Origin of the sequence: Flavobacterium psychrotolerans (assembly GCF_003097635.1) — a bacterium.
GTDB lineage: Bacteria > Bacteroidota > Bacteroidia > Flavobacteriales > Flavobacteriaceae > Flavobacterium > Flavobacterium psychrotolerans.
In genome coordinates this window covers 1-22,890 of the sequence record NZ_QCZI01000012.1, presented here as the reverse complement: position 1 = coordinate 22,890, position 22,890 = coordinate 1, and the positions used below count along the sequence as shown (strand labels likewise).

The 22,890-nt window shown below is 35.4% G+C and carries 22 protein-coding genes; 13 read left to right on the top strand and 9 right to left on the bottom strand.

Features of this window, described 5'->3' with window-relative positions:
* Positions 1-70: 70 nt before the first annotated feature.
* Both DB895_RS10090 and can read left to right on the top strand, forming a co-directional pair.
* On the top strand, positions 71-1,723 hold the full coding sequence (locus DB895_RS10090) for a SulP family inorganic anion transporter (RefSeq protein ID WP_208012158.1): 1,653 nt from the start codon (positions 71-73) through the stop codon (positions 1,721-1,723).
* Positions 1,724-1,814: 91 nt separating this feature from the next.
* Entirely contained in the window at positions 1,815-2,450 is a 636-nt protein-coding gene (can, locus tag DB895_RS10085) for a carbonate dehydratase (RefSeq protein ID WP_116725243.1), read from the top strand.
* A 64-nt stretch (positions 2,451-2,514) separates the two neighbouring features.
* Here the strand turns inward: can and DB895_RS10080 are convergent, their stop codons facing one another.
* The 3 genes from DB895_RS10080 to DB895_RS10070 all read right to left on the bottom strand — a co-directional run bounded on the left by DB895_RS10080 (position 2,515) and on the right by DB895_RS10070 (position 7,260).
* Complete coding sequence (locus DB895_RS10080; RefSeq protein ID WP_116725242.1) at positions 2,515-3,717, bottom strand: LETM1-related biofilm-associated protein; 1,203 nt, start codon at positions 3,715-3,717, stop codon at positions 2,515-2,517.
* A gap of 206 nt (positions 3,718-3,923) precedes the next feature.
* Positions 3,924-5,513 (bottom strand): VWA domain-containing protein, encoded by a 1,590-nt coding sequence (locus DB895_RS10075; protein WP_116725241.1) that lies wholly within the window; start codon positions 5,511-5,513, stop codon positions 3,924-3,926.
* On the bottom strand, positions 5,506-7,260 hold the full coding sequence (locus DB895_RS10070) for an AAA family ATPase (protein WP_116725240.1): 1,755 nt from the start codon (positions 7,258-7,260) through the stop codon (positions 5,506-5,508). The genes DB895_RS10075 and DB895_RS10070 overlap by 8 nt, the downstream gene beginning before the upstream one ends.
* 153 nt (positions 7,261-7,413) lie before the next feature.
* Here DB895_RS10070 and DB895_RS10065 point away from each other — a divergent pair, with 153 nt between their 5' ends.
* Positions 7,414-7,686: a transposase gene (locus tag DB895_RS10065; protein WP_243694606.1), complete on the top strand. Its 273-nt coding sequence runs from the start codon at positions 7,414-7,416 to the stop codon at positions 7,684-7,686.
* 66 nt (positions 7,687-7,752) lie between these two features.
* On the opposite strand, the gene DB895_RS10060 is transcribed toward DB895_RS10065, so the two are convergent.
* Positions 7,753-9,684: an amino acid permease gene (locus DB895_RS10060; protein ID WP_116725239.1), complete on the bottom strand. Its 1,932-nt coding sequence runs from the start codon at positions 9,682-9,684 to the stop codon at positions 7,753-7,755.
* 226 nt (positions 9,685-9,910) lie between these two features.
* Between DB895_RS10060 and DB895_RS10055 the strand changes: the two genes are divergently transcribed.
* The 4 genes from DB895_RS10055 (at position 9,911) to DB895_RS10040 (ending at position 12,861) form a co-directional block, all read left to right on the top strand.
* Positions 9,911-11,392 (top strand): catalase, encoded by a 1,482-nt coding sequence (locus DB895_RS10055; protein ID WP_116725238.1) that lies wholly within the window; start codon positions 9,911-9,913, stop codon positions 11,390-11,392.
* 180 nt (positions 11,393-11,572) lie between these two features.
* The gene (locus DB895_RS10050; protein ID WP_116725237.1) at positions 11,573-12,211 is read left to right on the top strand and encodes a peroxiredoxin; all 639 of its coding nucleotides are present in this window, start codon (positions 11,573-11,575) and stop codon (positions 12,209-12,211) included.
* Between the two features lie 81 nt (positions 12,212-12,292).
* Entirely contained in the window at positions 12,293-12,601 is a 309-nt protein-coding gene (locus tag DB895_RS10045) for a thioredoxin family protein (RefSeq protein WP_116725236.1), read from the top strand.
* Between the two features lie 2 nt (positions 12,602-12,603).
* A complete protein-coding gene (locus tag DB895_RS10040; protein ID WP_116725235.1) occupies positions 12,604-12,861 on the top strand; it encodes a DUF6952 family protein in 258 nt (85 codons plus the stop codon).
* Between the two features lie 49 nt (positions 12,862-12,910).
* Here DB895_RS10040 and arsB read toward each other — a convergent pair whose 3' ends face one another.
* From arsB to DB895_RS10015, 5 genes are all read right to left on the bottom strand, one after another.
* Entirely contained in the window at positions 12,911-13,942 is a 1,032-nt protein-coding gene (gene arsB, locus DB895_RS10035) for an ACR3 family arsenite efflux transporter (protein WP_116725234.1), read from the bottom strand.
* Between the two features lie 72 nt (positions 13,943-14,014).
* Complete coding sequence (locus DB895_RS10030; RefSeq protein WP_116725233.1) at positions 14,015-14,626, bottom strand: low molecular weight phosphatase family protein; 612 nt, start codon at positions 14,624-14,626, stop codon at positions 14,015-14,017.
* A 3-nt stretch (positions 14,627-14,629) separates the two neighbouring features.
* The gene (locus DB895_RS10025; protein ID WP_166426962.1) at positions 14,630-15,241 is read right to left on the bottom strand and encodes a class I SAM-dependent methyltransferase; all 612 of its coding nucleotides are present in this window, start codon (positions 15,239-15,241) and stop codon (positions 14,630-14,632) included.
* 2 nt (positions 15,242-15,243) lie between these two features.
* Positions 15,244-15,717 (bottom strand): DUF6428 family protein, encoded by a 474-nt coding sequence (locus DB895_RS10020; protein WP_116725232.1) that lies wholly within the window; start codon positions 15,715-15,717, stop codon positions 15,244-15,246.
* A gap of 17 nt (positions 15,718-15,734) precedes the next feature.
* Positions 15,735-16,058, bottom strand: coding sequence for an ArsR/SmtB family transcription factor (locus tag DB895_RS10015; RefSeq protein ID WP_116725231.1), 324 nt, complete (start codon positions 16,056-16,058; stop codon positions 15,735-15,737).
* Between the two features lie 127 nt (positions 16,059-16,185).
* On the opposite strand from DB895_RS10015, the gene tpx reads away from it, so the two are divergent.
* From tpx to ribB, 6 genes are read left to right on the top strand one after another with little or no spacing between them, the layout of a single operon-like run.
* Positions 16,186-16,683, top strand: coding sequence for a thiol peroxidase (gene tpx, locus DB895_RS10010; RefSeq protein WP_116725307.1), 498 nt, complete (start codon positions 16,186-16,188; stop codon positions 16,681-16,683).
* A gap of 8 nt (positions 16,684-16,691) precedes the next feature.
* Positions 16,692-17,066, top strand: coding sequence for a diacylglycerol kinase (locus tag DB895_RS10005; RefSeq protein ID WP_116725230.1), 375 nt, complete (start codon positions 16,692-16,694; stop codon positions 17,064-17,066).
* Between the two features lie 35 nt (positions 17,067-17,101).
* Entirely contained in the window at positions 17,102-19,591 is a 2,490-nt protein-coding gene (locus DB895_RS10000; protein WP_116725229.1) for a DNA translocase FtsK, read from the top strand.
* 1 nt (position 19,592) lies between these two features.
* A complete protein-coding gene (locus DB895_RS09995; protein ID WP_243694658.1) occupies positions 19,593-20,234 on the top strand; it encodes a LolA family protein in 642 nt (213 codons plus the stop codon).
* Positions 20,235-20,240: 6 nt separating this feature from the next.
* Complete coding sequence (locus DB895_RS09990) at positions 20,241-21,674, top strand: LptF/LptG family permease (protein WP_116725227.1); 1,434 nt, start codon at positions 20,241-20,243, stop codon at positions 21,672-21,674.
* A gap of 8 nt (positions 21,675-21,682) precedes the next feature.
* The gene (gene ribB, locus DB895_RS09985) at positions 21,683-22,816 is read left to right on the top strand and encodes a 3,4-dihydroxy-2-butanone-4-phosphate synthase (protein WP_116725226.1); all 1,134 of its coding nucleotides are present in this window, start codon (positions 21,683-21,685) and stop codon (positions 22,814-22,816) included.
* Positions 22,817-22,890: the final 74 nt, after the last annotated feature.

The window sequence follows — 22,890 nt, the reverse complement described above, 5'->3', positions numbered from 1 at the left end:
GAAATTATGATTATTTCTCACATTTTTCAATGTGAGATAACTCTTTGTATTCAATTTTAAGTAAGGTATTATGAAAAAAATAAATCTTTTTGCCAGCCTTAAATCCGATTTCGCATCTGGTTTAGTGGTTTTTTTGGTGGCGCTCCCATTGTGTTTAGGTATTGCAATGGCCTCAGGTGCCCCGTTATTTTCCGGAATCATCTCTGGAGTTATTGGAGGAATTGTAGTGGGCTATTTAAGTAAATCCCATATTAGTGTTTCTGGACCCGCAGCTGGTTTGACTGCGATAATTTTAACGGCCATTACCGATTTAGGGGCCTTTGATGTTTTTTTAACAGCTGTTTTCATTGCTGGTTTAATTCAATTGGCGCTTGGATTTGTCAAGGCGGGAAGTATTTCAAATTATTTTCCAACAAATGTTATTGAGGGAATGCTAGCCGGAATCGGGATTATAATAATTTTAAAACAACTGCCCCACGCTTTTGGTTATGATAGCGATTTTGAAGGAGATTTGTCTTTTTCACAATCCGACGGAAGCAATACGTTTTCGGCCTTATTGGGCATTTTAAATTATGTCCAATTGGGATCCATACTCATTAGTTTTGTATCCATCTTTATATTGCTTATTTGGGATAAAGTGTCTTTTTTAAAAAAATTAAAATTAATTCCCGGTGCATTGGTGGCGGTAGTTGTTGGTGTGCTATTAAATGAAATTTTTGTTGCAACCGGAAGTTCCTTGGCTATAATGAAACAACACTTAGTATCCTTACCGGTTCCTACCACTTTAGAGGAATTCAAGCAAATTATTGTGACGCCAAATTTTTCAGGAATAACCAATCCACAGGTTTGGATTGTAGGTTTGACTATTGCCATAGTGGCCTCAATAGAAACATTATTATGTATTGAAGCCTCTGACAGGATGGATATCCATAAACGTTACACCGATACCAATGTAGAGCTGAAAGCCCAAGGAATTGGAAACATTGTCAGTTCGCTTTTAGGCGGATTACCAATGACCTCTGTGGTAGTACGCTCTTCTGCCAATAATAATGCAGGAGCCAAATCTAAAATGTCAACTATCATTCACGGTGTTTTGTTATTGCTAAGTGTCTTAACCATTCCGTTTATTTTGAATAAAATACCGTTGGCTACCTTAGCTGCAATTTTAATTTTAGTGGGATATAAATTGGCAAAACCAGCAACATTCAAGCATTTTTGGGACAACGGGAAATACCAGTTCATCCCTTTTATTGCCACATTATTAGCGGTAGTATTCTTGGATTTACTCAAAGGTGTCGCTTTGGGTATCATCATTAGTATTATTTTCATACTAAAAGGAAATCTTAAAAGAGCCTATAGTTTTAGAAAAGAAAAGTATGAAGATGGTGATGTGATTCATATTGATTTAGCACAAGAAGTTTCCTTTTTAAATAAAGCGGCAATCAAATCTACCCTAAATGATATTCCGGTGAATTCCAAAGTGATTATCAATGCGCATGACACGGTTTATATCGCTCATGATATTTTAGATTTAATTCGTGAATTTAAGAAGACCAGAGCAATAGATGATAACATCAAGGTTAAACTTAAAGGATTTAAAAAAGCGTACCTATTGAAAAACAGTTCCGATACCCTAAATCATGTCACCATAGAGAGCCACTATGACTTTGCAAAAAGGGTAATGGTAAAAAAGGAAATAAAACATGAGGTATTTACTGAATAAGACCTACAACTACATTATATTTGAACCATTAAATTCAATTACATCACAACTTTAATACGGCAGATTTTATACATTACTAAAAACAACAACTATGAACGATTTTTATAAAAAAATATTAGATAATAACAAAAAATGGGTAGAAAAATCTTTAGAGATTGATCCCAATTATTTTCAAGATTTAGCTAAAGGACAAACCCCCCCATTACTTTGGATAGGCTGTTCGGACAGTAGAGTACCTGCAAACGAAATTATTGGAGCAAAGCCAGGAGAAGTTTTTGTTCACAGAAACATCGCCAATATGGTAATCCACTCCGATATGAACATGTTAAGCGTTCTGGATTATGCCGTGAATGTTTTAAAAGTGAAACACGTTCTGGTTTGTGGTCATTATGGCTGCGGTGGGATTAAAGCGGCGATGGGAAATGATTCTATCGGGATTATTGACAACTGGATTCGTCACATTAAAGATATTTATCGTTTGCATCAAACCTATTTAGATTCCATCCCGAATGAAAACGACCGGTTCAATGCTTTTGTGGAAATAAATGTAAAAGAACAGGTTTTTGATTTGGCCAAAACTTCCATTGTACAATCCGCTTGGAGAAACGGTCAGGAATTAACCCTTCACGGTTGGGCTTACGGGCTCAATTCGGGTTTTGTAACCGATTTGGATGTAAATATCAGTTCCGATGTAGATTTGGACGATGTATATCAATTGAAATTTTAATTGAACTCCACTTATGAATATTAAAAACTGCTTTCGGGCAGTTTTTTTATTTTACTACAAAAAGTTAATCTTCGTTTTCAAGATTCTCATTGAAAGCAGAAGGCAGAAGGGTTGGGATAAATTTAATTAAAATAGGCAATAACAAACTGCCACCCGGAAGCAAAAAAATGGTCAACGAAGGAATGGTTTTGCAAATGTCCAGCAACTGCCTTTTCACCTTTTTCTTTTCCTTGTCATTCAAATCTCTTCTAGTGGAATGAGCTAATAGCAGCATCAGTTCTTTACTTTGAACAATTTCCTTTACCAGTCTGTTTTTATTGCGGGAAATTAAAGTCACCACACTTTGAGTGGTATGCTCATAAAAATGTTTGACCGGATTAGGATGGTTAAAATAAGGAATCTCCTTTTTGTATTTTTCAATAAAGTCATTCGTATCAATAATGCTCTGCGTTACAAAATCGTCGGGAATGGCTAAGGCCTTTGCCAAGGAATGCAAAAAATAAGCCTCATTTTTTTCAATTATACCATCGCTCCACAAAGCAATTCCAGCCATATCTATTAAATACTGTTGCTCCAATTCATTGGCAAAATAATCCAATTTTAAGGCATCTAAATTCTGAATCACAACAGTAGAAAATTTGCTATATCGTATGGAAGCTTCAAAAAGCTTAATCAATACATCATCGTGTTGCGATTTATTCGACTTGGTTTTCAGAGCCAGCGTAACCACATTCACCACCGTTTCCTCCATTTTTTTTAGGTACTTCTCCGGAATGGCATCGTGGATTAAATATTGCCGAAAAGCCAAAACATCTATAAACAATAAGGCATTGGTTACCAAATGGGAAAAATTTTTGCTGATGATACTCTCGTTGGTTTGAACGCGTTCGTCAATTATTTTTTCCAAGGTTAGGGATGGAGAATGTTTGGGCAATATGTTTTTGAACAAGCTAAATCCCTGTGGGTTCATCTGATTGTAGAACGACACGGTTTGGGAAATAAAATGCACCGAATCCGCATCTTTAGTGGTCAGGCAAAAAACATCAAACAGGGTATTTAGTAACGCTACTTTAGAGATTTCGGTTTTAAACCATCCTTTGGTTTCGATAGGAATTGCGGTATCAAACGAAACGATATGCCCGTAAATAAAGCCCGTTTTTCTCACTTTCAGATAAAAAGAATCCGTAGTCTTAGAAACCGTATGTTCTGAAAATTTCTGTTTGATAAAAAATTTATCAATCCAACCTGGTGCCGATGGGTTAATCATTGCTTTGTTTTAAAGCAACAAAGCTATCGTTTTTTATGATTTTATTGATATTAAAAAAACTTTAACTTACCGTTGCCGTTTTTGTTTGCTTGTGTTAGCCCATAGTTAACGGACTTGTAATCGGTTCCGTTCAACACGGGTTTCATTGTTCGTGCTGCGCACGCAACGAAATCCTTAGCTGTTGGCGGCTGGCATTCTTTCGGTCGTCATAGGTCGCTTATATTTTTTACAAGTGTCAAAATACTGTTTGGGTTGTTCGTGTCGTAAAACCAATTGTTGTCGAAGTCCGCAATTGTCGCTGGATTTTGACTATTGCCGACTACCAAACTATGAAATTTTGTTTTGTTTTCTTTTGCTTTCAAAATTTGTTCTTGAGTTGTCTTGTCGAACGCTGACATTACAAAGTCGGATAGCATAATTACGTCTGCCTTTTTATAGTCTGCTGTTGTCAGCATACGAAGTGCTTCTCTCATTGCAGGTGTTGCGTCTGTGCCTCCGTTAAAACTCATAGATAAAAATTGAATGATTTTGTCAAGTGAATTTTTAAGGTCAGTTAGGTTTAAAGTTTCAATGCCTGTTGAAAATGAAATAAGATAACATTTTCTATTGTCTCGAATTGCAATTTTTAGGATAGCAAAACAAAGTGTCTTTGCAACTGTTTCGGGTGTTCCGTGCATAGAACCGCTTGTGTCAACGCAAATGATAAAAGGCCCTTGTGCTTCATCTTTTTCCTTTTGTCGTTTGTCTAGAAACACTTCTTCTTTGAAAGATAAAACCTTGGCTTGATATTCAAATGTTTGAAGTTTCTTTTCTGCAAACTTTTTGAAGAAAACTGATTGCATAGTTTCGTCAGAAAGTAAAGCAGTTTCGGAAGGTAACAAGCTACTTAAATCATCACTTTCTCTTATTCCAATTAGGTCTGATTTACTAGCGTGTTCAGCTTTCCATTCTGGTTTTATGGAAATGTTGCTAAAAATATCTTCTTCAAATTCTTTTTCGGCTTGTCGCATTTTACCTAACATTACTGCAAGGTCTTTGAGTGATTTGTCTTTCTTTAAAAGTTCTGCATACCTTTTCAAAATATCCAAATTGACTCTTTGCCAATTTCCTTTACTCATATCCCAAAGTCTGCCTAACTCATTTGTAAAGGGTTCTAAAGCTTCTTGAAGTTTTTTAAGTTCTTCAATTTGCTTGTATAATTCTTTGCAAAATTTCTTTTGTTGTACTTCAATTATTTCAAGTTCCCATTTCGTTTTCTTTTTGAAAAGTAATTCTTCCCACTTTTCTGTGAAATGTTCTTTTACACTTTCAAAACTTGGCTTGTCTTTGTTGTTCTTTAATTTCTCGTCTAAACTCTTATTAAATTCCTTTTTGTAAAAATTGTTGTCCAACTCTTTTCTTTCATAGGTCTGTCCAATAAAAGGATTAACCGTTTTCCAGTCATTTTCAAACTTAGTTCTAGTTGTGTTATCAAAGTCGGTTAATAGCTCTGTTTCCTTTTCAAAAGGGCTATCCACCTTATTAATAAGCTTTTTAGTTTTATTGATAAAATCAAGAATGTCTTGAGTAATTTTTTCAGCAAGTTCTTTGTCCTGCTTACAAAGTTCTTTCATTGTTTCATTAGCAAGAATAATTTTAATAGCATCAGCAAAATTATCAGTATCGGAATTAGCGAAGCCAATTCCATTATTTGTTTCTTTTGTTATTTGCTCATAAATTGTTTGTGCTAATTTTTTTCGTTTAACAGGGTCCGCAATTGTGCCGAAAGTTTCAAACTTGCTAAACTGATTATCCATTTCTCAACTTTGTGTCAATTGCGTTTTTCAAATCATTAAAAGTGTCCTCGTCTATTTGAGTATTTTCTTCGTAATAATTCAAATCTTTAGCAAGAAAATCATTTGATGTAATTATGTCGTAGTTTTCCAATTCATCAAATATCCACTCGTCTAACTCTTCAGATAATTCACGCAAGTCAAAAGCGGTGTTTTGTAAAAGCCCTTGAATAGTACCTTCAATTAGAACATCATTTTCAACATTTTCATAATAGTGTTGAATACGGTTTACTTCCAGTTCTAATTTTTCAATTTCTTTTCCAATTTGAAACAAATTCTCTTCTACAATGTCAGCAAACATTTGATTGACAAATAAATTTACTCTAATGTGTTTCAAGTCATTTGATTTGAAATGTTCAATTTGAGATTTTAAATTACTTGTTGTTGTCAATACAACTTTAACTCTTTTATCCCAATCTTTTTTAACAGCAGGATGTGGTCTTTTAGTTGCTAGCTTTTCAAAATCTTCAACAACCATTTTTTTTAGTTGTCCATCGTGAACGATATGATTTGGTTTGTTGCTTAATTTAATGGAATCGTTTTTATAAGAATAACGATCATTGGGTTTGTAATAAAACGTAATGTTTTTATAATCGTCACCTAATGCGTCATAGTCAGTTATTTTCACTAAAGGATAATCAAAACCTTCAATAGAGTAATAGTCATTGTGATGTTTCTTTATTGTTTTAATTGGCTTCATATGACTTGTTTCGTCTTTAACTTCGTGCCAAAATTCTGATAGCTCTTCTTTAATATCGGTAAGATTTAAAGTTAATAAATAGCCGTGTTTTTTAATTGCATCTTTTACAAACTGCGAAACAGTTTGTATTTGTTCGGTTTCATTCCAAAGACAGTCTTTTATTAAGAAACAGTCCATTAAGTCAACCGCATTGCGGTCATTTAAAAATGCTGATGTTCTTACTAATCTCACCGTTTTTCGCCATCTACGGTCGGAAATGTAAATTTGTTTTTCAATATTTTCCTCTCGGTTGTTGTGCTGGTCTATGTATTTGCGAATGATGTGAATTACATTAAAAACATTTACAGGAATTTCAATATTGTCAATGTCTTTACTCCATTTATCATATTCTTCATTTGAAATTTTTAAAATCTCAGTAACTGTGTCGGAATATGAGTTTAATGATTTTGAAATCATATCATTAAAATTCTGTTTGTCTTGCACACCTTCAACAACAATGCGAACAAGAAACCTGTCCCAAAGTGCTTCAAGTCCTTCACCTTTACTCGGTAGTTCGTTTGATGCAGAAATTAATGCTTTCATTGGAACTGGGTCAATTATTAAATCTCCGTTTCTGTAAATTTTTTCGTTTAGGATTGTAAGTAATGCGTTTTGTATTGAAGGTCCAGCCTTCCAAATTTCGTCAAGAAAAACAACTGTAGCTGTGGGCAAATAATTTTCTACAACCCTTTGATACTTGTCTTCGTCACGAAGTTGTTTAATTGAAACGGGGCCAAAAATTTCGTCTGGTGTGCTGAAACGGTTCATTAAATATTCAAATGAACTGCCGTTTTTGAAAGCATATTTTAGTCGTCTGGCAATTAAACTTTTTGCAACACCTGGAGCACCCAAAAGAAAAATACTTTCTCCTGCAACTGCTGAAAGAAGTGTCAAAGCGATTACATCTTCCTTTTCAAATACTCCGTCATTAAGTCGTTTGAGGAGTTCTGTAATTTTAGGTTTTATTGTCATTCGTCAATATTTTGTTTGTCTGTTTAATGTTTGCACTGTCGGTCGGGTATGCTTGCCCATAACGTCAGTCTGTGAAAAAACCTCCGTTTAGACTGCCCTCAACAAATATAACAAAAACCTTTAATAAAAACAGGATTTTTCGTATTTTTAGGGATGCAACACATCACAGGAACCTCCCGCCATCAAATGCGTATTTCTTCTTTGGAAGACGCTATCTCACCCGATAATCAAGTCCGTTTTATAGATGCTTTTGTAGTGTTTATAGATCTTTGCAAGCTTGGATTTACCATACAGCCCCTCAAGAAAGAAGGGCGTCCGAGTTACAACCCCCAAGTATTTTTAAAAATCTATTTATACGGCTATCTCAACGGAATCCGAAGTTCTAGAAAACTAGAAAAAGAATTAATAACAAAATGTGTCAAGTAATTTTAGGAGGGGTCAACTCCTATGGTTTTGATAGGTTCTCTTATGATTTTAGTAGGTGCTTCTATTTTAAGCCTCTTTGCTATTGAGTTTGCTGTTTTTTCGGCTAAAGCCAAAGTAAATCACCAAGCCTATCAAGAGCCAACAGGTGAAGTAAATCCAGTTCCAAACGCTGAGTTCGGCCATCATGTACAAGCAGCAAATTAGTCCCAAAAGGGGAATTAAGGAGAGGTTTTGCCTGTAGGACCACACCATCAGTCCCATTAAGACCATCAGGAAAATCCACATCGGAATTTTGTGTTTAAAAAGGCCGAAACCACTTTGGTATTTCAGGGAATAATCAATAGGCAAGGCAGTAATTACGGCAGCATACTGGGCTTCATTCTCTTGGTATTTGCTCAATATTTGCTCCAAATCGGGTGTCGTGGTGGTTGCGTTTTCTTTATCGAAATTCGCCAAATAGTCATACACTTTTTCCGATTGGTTTTTGTTTAATGCCGTCACAATCGCTTCGGGCGTGTTGATTTGTTTCTCATTCGTTAGGAAATCCATAGTTGCTTTTTGGTTGTACCCAAAGGCAAAAATCAATCCGATACCCATTAGAACCGGCAAAATAAATTTAGAATTTACATAGGGCGTTTTGAATTTTCCGCGGGGAATATCGGTTTGATTTTGCAACACCAAAACTCCGGCGCAAACCAGCACAAAGGCAAACAAGGTTCCAATGCTGCACAAATCGGTCACCATGGTCAGGTTCAAAAATAAGGCTGGAATGGCCACCACAAATCCGGTCACAATCGTGGCATAAGATGGCGTTTTGAATTTAGGATGCACCTTAGAGAACCGTTTGGGTAACAAACCGTCACGGCTCATGCTCATCCAAATTCGGGGTTGCCCCATTTGAAACACCAACAGCACGCTCGCCATGGCTATAACGGCACTCACGGCGATGATTCCCGACATCCATTTTAAATGCAATTTATCGAATACAAATGCCAACGGATCGCCCACATTCAACTCGCTGTAATGAACCATTCCCGTCAAAACCAAGGCAATTACGATGTACAAAACGGTACAAATAATTATGGCCCACATCATTCCCCGAGGCAAATCCCGTTGCGGATTTTCGCATTCCTCGGCGGTGGTCGATATGGCGTCAAACCCAATATAGGCGAAGAAAACCGCCGAAACCCCCTTTAGGATTCCCCCCACGCCATTAGGCGCAAACGGATGCCAATTGTTAGTGTCCACATAAAATACGCCAACGGCAATAACCAATAAAATGATGCATAATTTCACAATAACCATAAAGTTGCTGGCGTTTCTGGACTCCTTCATACCCCGATAAACCAAGGCGGTGATGATGATGATGATGAACAGCGCGGGCAAGTCGGCAACAAAGTGAAAGGAACCCAAGGTTGGCGAAGTGGTCCAGGCGGTATAGGCACTTTGAAGCCCAGCACTCAGGTTTTCAAATGTTTTCCCGCCTTGCATTAGTGCGGTGGCGTCTTTAAAACCGTTGGACGCCGTGAGATAGTCCATTTGTACGTATTGCGGCAAATGAATTCCCATACTGTCGAGCAATCCGGTAAAATAATCGCTCCAGGATATGGCCACGGTGATATTGCCAATGGCATATTCCATAATTAATGCCCAGCCAATAACCCAGGCAATGATTTCGCCAAAAGCAACATAAGAATAAGTATAGGCACTCCCTGAAACAGGAACCATGGAGGCAAATTCGGCGTAAGCAAAAGCGGCAAAACTACAAGCAATAGCGGTAAATAAGAATAAAAAAATAACTCCTGGACCACCGTCAAAACTGGCTTTCCCTATGGTGCTAAAAATTCCGGCGCCTACAATGGCAGCAATACCGAATGCGGCTAGATCTCTTGTTTTTAAATGCTTCCCTAAAGCTTCATGTCCGTCGGCCTCATTTTTCGCCACTTGGTTTAAAATATCCTGAACGGTTTTTTTTCGAAATAAATTGGAAAAATTCATAAATTATTAGAGTTTGATAAATTATCAATACCGTTATAACACATTCTTAACAGTAAGTGGAAACAAATATAAAAAACCAATATGGAATATAATGGTATCCATGGAATTTTAACTTCTTTGTCATATTGAAAGTCCATTTGAAAACAAAAAATATATAATCAATTATTCTGTCTTAGAATTCATATTTTTTGTAATTTTAGTACACTTAATTAAAAGTCAATTTATTATGAAAAATCACAATAAACTCACCACTGCGTCTGGACGTCCCTTTGTTGAAAATGAAAATTCGCAAACTGTAGGTCCGCGTGGTCCCATCTTATTACAGGATTATATTTTGCATGAAAAAATGGCGCATTTTAACAGGGAACGAATCCCAGAACGTGTGGTTCACGCTAAAGGTTCAGGAGCCTTTGGGACGTTTACGGTAACCCATGACATTGCTAAATATACACGAGCAAAAATATTTGATCAAATAGGTAAAGAGACCAAAATAGTCATGCGTTTTTCCACCGTGGGAGGCGAAAAAGGTTCTGCAGATACTGAACGGGATCCAAGAGGTTTTGCCATGAAGTTTTATACGGAAGACGGCAATTGGGATTTAGTAGGAAATAATACGCCCGTCTTTTTTGTTAAAGATCCAAAGAAATTTGGCGACTTTATCCATACCCAAAAACGTGATCCCTACACCAACATGAAATCCCCTACCATGATGTGGGATTATTGGTCCTTAAATCCTGAAAGTTTGCATCAGGTGCTGATATTGATGTCAGACAGGGGAACGCCTTACGGGTACCGCCACATGCATGGCTTTGGCAGTCATACCTATTCTATGATCAATAAAAGTAATATCCGTCATTATGTAAAATTCCATTTCATAACTGCCCAAGGCATCAAAAATTTTACCAATAGTGAAGCCGTGCAAATGAAGGCACAGGATATGGATTTTTCACAGCGGGATTTGTTAGAAAACATCGATGCAGGAAATTTCCCTAAATGGCATTTAAAAATTCAGGTGATGACAGAAGCCGAAGCCAAAAACTATCACATCAATCCATTCGACTTGACTAAAGTTTGGCCACATGGTGATTATCCGTTGATTGATGTGGGAACGCTGGAGCTCAATCAAAATCCTGAAAACTATTTTCAGGATATCGAGCAAGCCGCTTTTGCTCCCGCCCATGTAGTGGATGGCATCGGATATTCTCCTGATAAAATGTTACAAGGACGCCTATTGTCCTACCCAGATGCCCATCGCTATCGATTGGGAACAAATTATGAGCAAATCCCAGTGAATCGTTGCCCCTTTGCGACAAATAATTACCAGCGGGATGGACAAATGCGAGTGGACAGCAATGGCGGAAGAAGTCCCAATTATTTCCCCAACAGTTTTGACAGTCTGGAAGTTGACCCCTCCTACGAAGAGCCTGCTTGGAATTTTGGCGGTGGAATTGCCGATTGGTATGACCGAAACGGCATAAGTGACAATGATCATTATTCACAACCCGGTAATTTATTTAGACTCATGACTGAGGATCAACAACAAAACACCATCAATAACATCATTGGTGCCATGTCAGGCATCGAGGGATCAAAAAAACTAGAAATCATTAACAGACAAATATGCCATTGGTTTAGGGCCGATCCGAAATTAGGAATGGGCATCTCCAAAGGTTTGGGCGTTGAAGTAGATATGGAAATACTGCGATAAGCCAACTGACAATTTTAAAAAAAGGCGTTTCAATACTCTTGAAACGCCTTTTACATTAACGCACCTTGAATCATAAGATAAAATTATTATAAAATAAGAAAATATAATAAAAACTTATTCTTAGACCACGAATAAATAGTTATTTTTGTCTTGTTCAAAATAACATTAAAATCATAAAATATGTCATTAGTAGGAAAAAAATTCCCAAGCATTGCCGTTGACGCCATTTCTGAAATGGGAGACAATTTGAAAATTAACATTTTTGAAGAAGCTACTTCAAAAAACAAAAAAGTGCTTTTGTTTTGGTATCCAAAAGATTTCACTTTTGTATGTCCAACCGAATTACACGCTTTTCAAACTGCGTTAGGTGAATTCGAAAAAAGAAATACCCTTGTAATTGGCGCTTCATGCGACACTAACGAAGTGCATTTTGCTTGGTTAAATACCCCTAAAGATAACGGTGGAATTGAAGGTGTAACCTATCCAATTCTTGCAGACACTAACAGAAACTTATCAAACATTCTTGGAATCTTAGATATCGAATCTACAAGCTACAGCGAAGATACTGATTCTGTAATTATTGAAGGTTCAAATGTAACGTATAGAGCCACCTATCTAATTGACGAAATGGGTAAAATCTTCCACGAAAGTGTAAACGATATGCCGTTAGGTAGAAATGTAAACGAATATTTACGTTTGATTGATGGGTATACTCATATTCAAGAAAAAGGTGAAGTTTGCCCTGCAAACTGGGAAAAAGGAAAAGATGCGATGCATGCTGACCGAAAAAGCACTGCTGAATATTTAGGTTCTCACTAATTTTCAATATCAATAATAATGGTAATTTCAATATTTAATGTTGATATTGAATTTTGAAATTGCCATTTAAATTTAAAAACTATGTTAATTGAATTAAACGAAGACACTTTACAAGATTTAGTTGCAAAAAACGAAAAAGTTGTAGCTCAATTTTCAGCCTCTTGGTGTGGCAATTGTCGAATTATGAAGCCTAAATTCAAAAAAATGGCTTCGGAAAATGAAAACATTACTTTTGTTTTAGTTGATGCTGAAAATTCGCCAGAATCAAGAAAGTTAGCAAATGTGAGTAACTTACCCACCTTTGCCACTTTTGTAAACGGAAAATTATTGAACGAAACCCAAACGAATAAAGCTGAAGTTTTAGCTGAATTGGTTAACGAAATCAAGTAATCATGAAGTTACCTGTAATTAAACATTTATCTTTATTTATTGAAGAAAATGACCAAGATTATCTTATTGAAACCATCGAAGTTCTTGAAGCTATGACCGAAATCTCTTCCTTAAAAGATGAAGAATTAGACATCATTGGTGAATTAATTTCCAATATGTATGGTGCTCTTGAAGTTCATAAAATGGTAAAAGATGGCATGGATAAAAAAGAAGCTTTGAACACTTTTATGAAACGCGTTTTAGGTTCGATTGACAAGTAGTTTTTTTTATATAATTTCTCGCAACACTAACTTTAGCGTTACGAGATTTTTATTTATAGTACTTCTTCTTTAACCAAAAAGCGACTTTTACCAATAAAATCAATGCTGGAACTTCTACTAAAGGTCCAATTACTCCCGCAAAAGCTTGTCCGCTGTTGATGCCGAAAACACCAATGGAAACAGCAATAGCCAATTCGAAATTATTACCAGAAGCTGTAAATGAAAGTGCAGCATTGTCTCTATAACTTGCACCAATATATTTACCTACAAAGAACATCAAGAAAAACATGATGCCGAAAAAGATAACTAAAGGAAGTGCAATTTTTAGAACATCAAACGGAATTTCAACAATCATCCCGCCTTTTAAACTGAACATTACCACAATCGTAAATAGCAACGCAATAAGAGTGATAGGGGAAATAAAAGGAAGGAATTTTTGGTTGAACCATTTATCACCAATGAATTTTTTAATTACAAATCGGCTGATAACTGCTGCTGCAAAAGGAATACCAAGATAAATCCCGACCGTTTTGGCAATTTCTGCAACCGTAATGTTTATTGCCAATCCTTTAATTCCAAATAAAGGCAACATAATTTCTAAATAAAAATAGGCATACAAACTAAAAAAGAAAACCTGCAACAAGCTATTAATCCCTACTAAACCAGCAGTTAATTCCCGATTGCCTTCGGCCAGTTCGTTCCAAACAATAACCATAGCAATACAAGGAGCGAGTCCAATAATTATAAGCCCTGTCATGTATTCTGGGTTATCTTTTAAAAAGAAAATAGACAAGAGAAACATTAAAAATGGCCCTACAATCCAAGTGATGATAAAAGATGCAATTAATAATTTTGGTTTTTCAAACATAGAAGGAATTTTAGAAAAATCGACTTTTGTCAATGGCGGATACATCATTAAAATTAATCCTATTGCCAAGGGAATATTTGTTGTCCCCGATGAATAGGAATTGATAAAATGAGATGAAGTTTGGATAAAATAACCTATCCCCACTCCTATTGTCATTGCTAAAAAAATCCATAGCGTTAGATAATTATCTAAAAAGGAAAGTCTTTTTTTCATGTTTTTAAAAAATTTAGTTTTTTTGTTTTAAACTATTAAGATTCTTTAAGGTTAAAATTGTCATTGAATTTGTTATTGTTTAATATTTGAAAAAACATAATACATTTCAGAAGCTATTTCTAAACTTCGCTCCGCATATTTGGCATTCATCAAATCAGTTCCGTCAAATGCTTTTGGATCTTCAAAACGAATAGGCAAACGCTTTTCTGCTCCAGCAATAAATGGGCAACCTTCATCAGCAGAGGAACAAGTCATTATGGCTGCAAATTGAGTTGTTGGATTAAAAGAATCATCAAAAATTTTCGAAAAGCAAATTACTGCGGCCTCATTTTCGGCAAATTTTACGGCATAAACCGGATTGTTGGTTTCGCTTAGCTTTTGAATTTGAAACCCTTGATTTGCTAGTGTTTCAACAACTTTTGGAAATACTGCTGTTGCTTCCGTTCCGCCAGAATAACAGAAAACGTTTTTAATATCAAAATGAAAAGCCATGGTTTGTGCCCAAACTTGTGACAAATGACTTCGTCTGGAATTATGGGTACAAATAAAATTCAATCTAATCGTATTTTGATTATCAATGTTACCCTGAATATAATCTACTAAAGGCTGAAGAATTTCTTTTCTTTCTTCTGAAATTGGTATTGTTACAATTGTTGCTAACGTATTTTTTAAGTTAGAATACATGAATTATTTCTTTAAAAATTTACAAAAAATAAAGTTTTGAATCGTGTCAAAAGGGGTTTTATGGTCTTCGGAAAAACAGTTGATTATTTCAAAGTTTTCGTTGAAAATAGCCTTCATTTTACCTTCATTATATTGGGTAATAGCTAAACCGCTGCATTTTTTAGGACCGTTTTCAGAGAAAGTTCCAATCACCATATTACCAGGATTTGCAACCGCTTTCGAAACTATTTCAGCATACTTTTTAATTTGATTGGGCTCCGTCAAAAAATGAAATGAAGCCCTATCATGCCAGAAATCGAAGGTTTCTGTAGGATTAAAATCTAACACATCCGAAACGATAAAATGTACCTTTTGAGCCTTCGTTCCTAATCTGGTTTTTATCCTTTCTATGGCTTTTTCCGAAATATCCAATAGGGTTAAATTTGTATAACCCAAATCTAACAAGGCATCAATAAAATAGCTGTCGCCACCGCCAATATCAATAATTTTAGCACTTAGAGGAAGATATAATTTTTTAACAAAATTGACTGATGTTTGAGGATATCCCTGATACCAACTCACTTCGGTTTCTTTTTTGGCAGCAAATACAGCTTCCCAATGTTCTTTCTTTTCCATGATTAACAACAACCCGAATTTGGAGTACAACAAGAGGTTTGCGCTTGCAGTTCTTTTAAAGTTACTTTCATTTTTTCTGCAGGAATACCACAATGGTCGTTGGCCAAGCAAGTAGTTTCTTTTGGAGTTAAAATAAAATTCCCGTTGTTAAATTCCAAGCCATATTTACCAATAGTATCTTTCCCTTGATATTCAACTTCTATTTCTAAATCGGCATCACCAATAAGATTTTTAGAAGCTTCAATAATTTTGAATACTCTAGATGGTGTCAATCGGTGGTCAAAATCGCCAGCATACCATACCTGAAAAGTCACTACATTTTCTTCTCGGATGGTATTACCGCAATCGATGAATTTTTTGGTTTGCAAACCCATTTCGGTAATATGAAAGTGTACAGGGACTAAAGCTCCGTTAGGAAGTTCGATATTGAAATTTTCAATAGTAGACAAACTGTTTTTAAATTGGGAAAGTTTCATAGTTTCTTATTTTTAAATTAACAACATTTCTCTTTTAATTTTTTAGTAATTGCAAAAAAGTATTCTTCAAATTTCTTGAGCGTTTCGGGATTTAAGCAGTAGCAAATAGCCGTTCCTTCAATATTTCCTTTGATGATTCCGGCATTTTTAAGTTCCTTTAAATGCTGAGAAACTGTAGGTTGTGCTAATGGTAATTCGTTTACAATGTCTCCACAGATGCAAGTATCAACAGTTAATAAATATTCGATAATAGCTACTCGAGCTGGATGAGAAAGCGCTTTAAAAAGAATCGCCAGTTCGTTTTGTTTTTCAGAAAAAGAAGCTGTTTTTGATGTGCCCATGTTTATATATTGTTATATTGCAATATTACGATATATTAATTAAAAAGCATCCTATAAAGTTGTTAAAAATTGTAAAACTTAATCTCAAATAAATTTCATACTTTTGATGCTTAAAAATTTAAAAATTATGGCTTCTATTACTTTGGGAGGAAATCCTATACACACTAATGGTGAATTACCAAAAATTGGTTCTAAAGCAACCGAATTTCAATTGGTAAAAAACGATTTATCAATAGCAACTTTAGCTGATTTTGCCGGAAGTCGTTTGGTTTTAAACATCTTCCCTAGTATCGACACTGGAACATGTGCGACTTCAGTTAGAAAATTCAATGAAAGTGCCAGCAAATTAGAAAACACGAAAGTATTGTGCATTTCCAGAGATTTGCCTTTTGCCCAAAAACGTTTTTGTGGTGCGGAAGGATTAGAAAATGTCATTAACTTATCTGATTTTAAAAACGGTAGTTTTGGAAAAAATTACGGATTGGAAATTACAGACGGACCATTAGCAGGGTTGAATTCAAGAGTGGTTATTGTTTTAGACGAAAACGGAATTGTAAAATATACTGAGCAAGTTCCTGAAATTGCAAACGAACCAAACTACGAAAACGCATTAGCATCACTATAATATAAAGGATGGAATTTCAAAAAGACAATACTTTCTTTACAGGAAGGTTAAAAAGTATGGGGTTTGCTTTAAAGGGCGCCATTAAACTTATTACCACGGAACACAGTGTAATGGTTCAGTTTTCTTTAGCCATTGCATTAGTTTTTGCTGGTTTTTATTTTAATATTACCGCCTCCGAATGGATGTTTCAAACCTTGGCCATCGGATTGGTGTTAAGCATTGAAGGATTGAACACCGCTGTTGAGAAAATTGCAGATTTTATACATCCAGAATACCACGAAAAAATTGGTTTTATCAAAGATATTGCCGCTGGCGCTGTATTTTTTGCAGCAATGACGGCTATCGCAATTGGTTTACTAATCTATATTCCAAAGTTTCTATAGCATACCTTTTTTATAGAACCTATTTAAAAACAAGAATGGCAAAAACAACTAAGACTACGGCACCCGATAAAAAATCTGACAATACTATTGAACAGAAAAAAAGCTGGAAAATGAACCGACAATACAAAATGCTTTTAGGTAGTTTGTTTGTCTTATTTTCCGTTGCACTATTGGTCGCTTTTATTTCCTTTTTCATACACGGACAAGAAGACCAAAGTGCGGTTTTAGAATTGGCTGACAGAAGTCAGACCGTAAACAACTGGCTGGGCAAATTTGGGGCATTTATAGCCGACATATTTGTTTACAGAGGTTTTGGCGTGGCTTCGTTTTTATTTGTAAAATTATTTTTCCTTACCGGATCCTTTTTGGTGTTGGATATTTCATTGAAAAGACTAAAAAATATTTGGTTTTGGGATTTATTTGTTATCATTCTATTCTCAATTTTCTTTGGATTTTCTTTTACCAGATTACCAGAATTAGGAGGAACAATAGGTTATGAAATGAACTTATTTTTGCAAGCCTATATTGGAAAAATTGGAACTTCATTAATTTTAATCTTTGGCATAATTATCTATTTGATTTTTAAAATTAAAATATCCCCCGAGACTGTAAAATCTTTTTTTGAAAGAAGCAAAAAAGAAATTGACGACGATTTTAAAACTTTTAAAACTCCAGCTGCTACCAGCGATTACAACCTTGAAGAATTTGCCGTAAAAGAAGAAGTGGAAATCGAGGAAGAGGAAATTGAAGAAGAACCCGAACTAAAACCTATTTCTAAATTTGAAATCAACAAAGAAAATTTAAGGCCCACGATTCTAAATTCTTCGGAAATACAGTTGGAAACCAGTTCCAAGCAAATGCCTTTGACCATTTCCCCTGCTCCTGCCCATAGTATTAGCGAACCCGAAAAGCAAATCATTCATACCAACGATGAAACATTTGTCATTGAAAAAGCGCCGGAAGAGGAAGTTGTCGAAGAGAATTTAGCTTCCCGATTGGTCGCTGATTTTGGATTATTTGATCCAACTTTAGATTTATCCAATTACAAATTCCCTACAATAGATTTATTGAAAGAATACTCCACGGGGGGAATTACCATTAATCAGGAAGAATTAGAGGAAAATAAGAATCGTATTGTAGAAACGCTCCGCAACTACAAAATCGAAATTGCCCAGATTAAAGCGACCGTTGGGCCATCGGTAACATTGTATGAAATTGTACCCGAAGCAGGAATTCGTATTTCTAAAATTAAAAGCCTGGAAGACGATATTGCACTGTCCCTTTCGGCTTTAGGAATTCGTATCATAGCGCCAATTCCAGGAAAAGGAACTATTGGTATTGAGGTTCCCAACAAAAACCCGACGATGGTTTCAATGAAAAGTGTGATTGGTTCAGCCAAATTTCAAGAAGCGGAAATGGAATTGCCAATTGCTCTGGGAAAAACAATATCAAATGAAACCTTTGTGGTCGATTTAGCTAAAATGCCTCACTTATTGATGGCTGGAGCAACGGGACAAGGAAAATCGGTAGGATTAAATGCCGTATTGACTTCTTTATTGTATAAAAAACATCCCGCGGAAGTGAAGTTTGTTTTGGTTGATCCCAAAAAGGTGGAATTGACCCTTTTTAATAAAATTGAAAGACATTATTTAGCCAAACTGCCGGATTCAGGAGATGCGATAATTACCGACAATACAAAGGTTATCAATACCTTAAATTCTCTTTGTGTGGAAATGGACAATCGGTATTCGCTATTGAAAGATGCAATGGTGCGAAACATTAAGGAATACAATGACAAATTCAAATCCAGAAAATTAAATCCTGAGAACGGACACCGATTTCTGCCATATATCGTTTTGGTGGTGGATGAGTTTGCCGATTTGATTATGACCGCCGGAAAAGAAGTAGAAACCCCAATTGCGAGATTGGCTCAATTGGCTCGTGCTATTGGGATTCACTTGATTATTGCTACTCAAAGACCTTCGGTAAACGTTATTACAGGTTTAATCAAAGCGAATTTTCCAGCAAGAATCGCCTTTAGGGTAACTTCTAAAATTGATTCAAGAACCATTCTGGATACTCAAGGGGCGGATCAGTTAATAGGCCGTGGAGATATGTTATACACAAATGGAAACGATGTGGTTCGGGTGCAATGTGCCTTCATTGACACCCCAGAAGTTGAAAAAATTACGGAATACATAGGCTCCCAAAAAGCATATCCGGACGCTTATTTGCTTCCAGAATTCATTGGAGAAGAAAGTGGCATTAATCTTGATATGGATATTTCCGAAAGAGATTCATTGTTTAGAGAAGCAGCTGAAATTATTGTTACAGCGCAACAGGGTTCGGCTTCATTGTTGCAACGAAAACTGAAACTGGGCTACAACAGAGCGGGAAGATTGATCGATCAATTGGAAGCTGCCGGAATCGTTGGTTCTTTTGAAGGTAGCAAAGCAAGAGCCGTAAACATTTTAGACTTGAGTTCTCTGGATCTGTTTTTTAACAATGAACAAAATAATTCATAAAATGAAAAAAATATTTTCTGTGTTCGCATTACTAATTTTTAGTTTTTCAATTCAAGCACAAGATAAAAAAGCCAAAGACCTTTTAGATCAGGTTACTACAAAAATAAAAACCTACAATAATATTGTGATTGATTTCAAATACACCCTGAATAACTCAAAAGAAAACATCAATCAGGAAAGCAAAGGAAACGTAATGATGAAGGACAATTTATATGTATTGAACCTCATGGGCGTGACAAAACTTTTTGACGGAAAAAAAACTTATACCATAAATCCTGAAGATGAAGAGATTAGTATTTCAAAATTCAACGAAAAGGATGACAATGCCATAACTCCTTCAAAAATGCTGACTTTTTTTAATTCGGGATATAAATTTAGTTGGGATATTTTACAGGATGTTAAAGGGCGAAAAATTCAATACATCAAACTTACTCCCACAAGCCCTAAGGATCAGCGTAAAGAAATACTTTTAGGTATTGATAATCAAACCAAAAACATTTACAATTTAATTGAGATCGGAAAAAATGGGACCAAAACCACATTAACCGTAAATTCTTTTAAAACCAACCAACCATTGTCAAAAAATCAATTTACCTTTGAACCTAGTAAATATCCAAAATACTATATCAATAAGTTAGATTAGTTTTAAGTGAAAATTTTAGACAAATACATTTTAAAAACCTTTGCGATTACATTTACTTCCGTATTTGTAATCCTTTTTTTTATATTTATTCTACAAACGGTTTGGCTGTTCATTTCTGAACTTGCAGGAAAAGATTTAGATGTCGTTTTGATATTTAAATTTTTACTTTTCAAAATGCCCAGTTTATTTCCTTTGGTACTTCCATTATCTGTTTTGTTATCCTCGATAATGACCTTTGGGGATCTGTCTGAAAATTATGAGTTTGCTGCTATGAAATCAGCCGGAATTTCATTGCAAAGAACCATGAAAAGTTTGTTTTTCCTAATTCTGGGTTTAAGTTTGGCAGCCTTCTTTTTTGCCAATAATGTAATTCCTTTTGCAGAGTATAAGTTTATAAATTTCAGAAAAGACATCGCGCAAATGAAACCGGCTATGGCTATTGCCGAAGGACAGTTTAGTGATGTGGGAAATTATAACATTAAAGTTGATAAAAAGTCGGGAGAAAACGGCAATTTATTGAAGGGAATTACTATCCATAAAAAATCGAACAATTTTGATGGGAGCAAAAACGTTATTAAGGCAAAAACAGGGGAATTAATCAGTAATAAAAAATCTAATATTCTAAAATTAGTCTTAAATGACGGGTTTTATTATGAAGATATCGTACCCAAAAAATATGAAGAGAGGAAGAATTTACCCTTTGCCAAAAGTTCATTCAAAAAATACATTATCAATATTGATTTATCAAAATTAAACAATTCTGAAGGTCAGGACTATAAAATTACGAATACGAATACCATGCTTAATTTGAATGAATTAAAGTATACCATCGATTCTCTCAATAAAAGTTATAAAAAAGATATTCTATCCTTTACTGAAAACATTTATCAAAGAACTGGAGTGGCAAATCGTTACGGCTATAATCCCGAAATCAAAAAAACTGTTTTAAAACCCAATTTGCTTTCTAATTTTAATCCGAAGGAACAGTCCGAAATTTTAAACTTTGCCAACAATACTATTGTGAGTTCCAGTTATTCTATTGATGCTTCAAAAACGGAAATGGAAGCAAAACAAAAAGTGATTAATAGCCACTGGATTGCCCTTTACGATAAATTTGTCATTGCATTTGCTTGTATCTTAATGTTTTTTATAGGAGCACCATTAGGGGCAATTATAAGAAAAGGTGGATTGGGACTTCCTATGGTTTTTGCTGTTTTAATATTTATCATTTATCATTTCATCAATACTTTTGGAAAAAAAGTGGCACAAGAAAATGGAATAACGCCATTCTTGGGTTGTTGGATGTCATCTATTGTGCTTACTCCAATTGCAATATTATTAACATATCGAGCAACAAACGATATTGGATTAATCAACATTGATGTTTTACTGTTGCCTTTTCAAAAATTATTGAAAAAAATATTTCCACCACAAAATTAAATTCCCTCATGCAAATCGAAAAAATAAAACTCAATACAATAGAAGAAGCCATTGAGGATATCCGTCAAGGCAAAATCATTATTGTTGTTGATGATGAAGACCGTGAAAATGAAGGTGATTTTCTTGCTGCTGCCGAAAAAGTAACTCCAGAAATGATCAATTTCATGGCAACACACGGAAGAGGATTAATTTGTGCACCATTGACTGAAAGCCGTTGCAAAGAACTCGAATTAAAAGCCATGGTGAGCAACAATACTGATCACATGGAAACGGCCTTTACGGTTTCTGTAGATTTAAAAGGAAATGGAGTCACAACTGGAATCTCAGCTGCCGACCGAGCAAAAACCATCCTTTCTTTAGTAAATCCAAATACCAAACCTTATGATTTGGCTAGGCCGGGACATATTTTTCCATTGGTTGCCAAGCAAGGTGGTGTTTTGAGAAGAACAGGCCATACTGAAGCCGCAATCGATTTTGCAAGACTAGCGGGTTTTAAATCAGCTGGCGTAATTGTAGAAATCATGAATGAAGATGGAACAATGGCACGATTGCCACAATTATCAGAAGTGGCCAAAAAATTCGATTTAAAACTGGTTTCTATCGAAGATTTAGTGGCGTATCGGATGCAACATGACAGCCTAATTGTAAAAAAAGAGGATTTTGAAGTTGAAACTCGATTTGGAACTTTCCGGTTAAGAGCCTATGAACAAACCACAAATAAGCAGGTCCATATTGCCTTGACAAAAGGGACTTGGAATTTGGGAGAATCCGTTTTAACCAGAATAAATTCAACGCAAGTAAATAATGATTTGCTGGGTACATTGACCAATAATGCCGAGCAACAGTTAGATGATATTTTCAAAATTATTAATGATCAAGGACAGGGTGCTATTGTTTTTATCAATCAGGACATGCAATCCGTCAATTTATTGAACCGTATTACTGAACTCAAATTATTACAAACCCAAGGAATCCTAAAGGCACCAAAAATTATTATTGACAGTAAAGATTTCGGAATTGGCGCCCAAATTCTTCATGACTTGGACATTTCAAAAATTAGATTAGTATCCAATGCGGAAAAGACCAAACGAGTTGGAATGATTGGTTATGGACTGGAAATTACCGAATATGTATCGTATTAACCCGTTGGGTGTAATTAAATTGTTTGATTTTTAATATTGTTTATTGGCCTGTCAAATATGAATTTATTGATGTA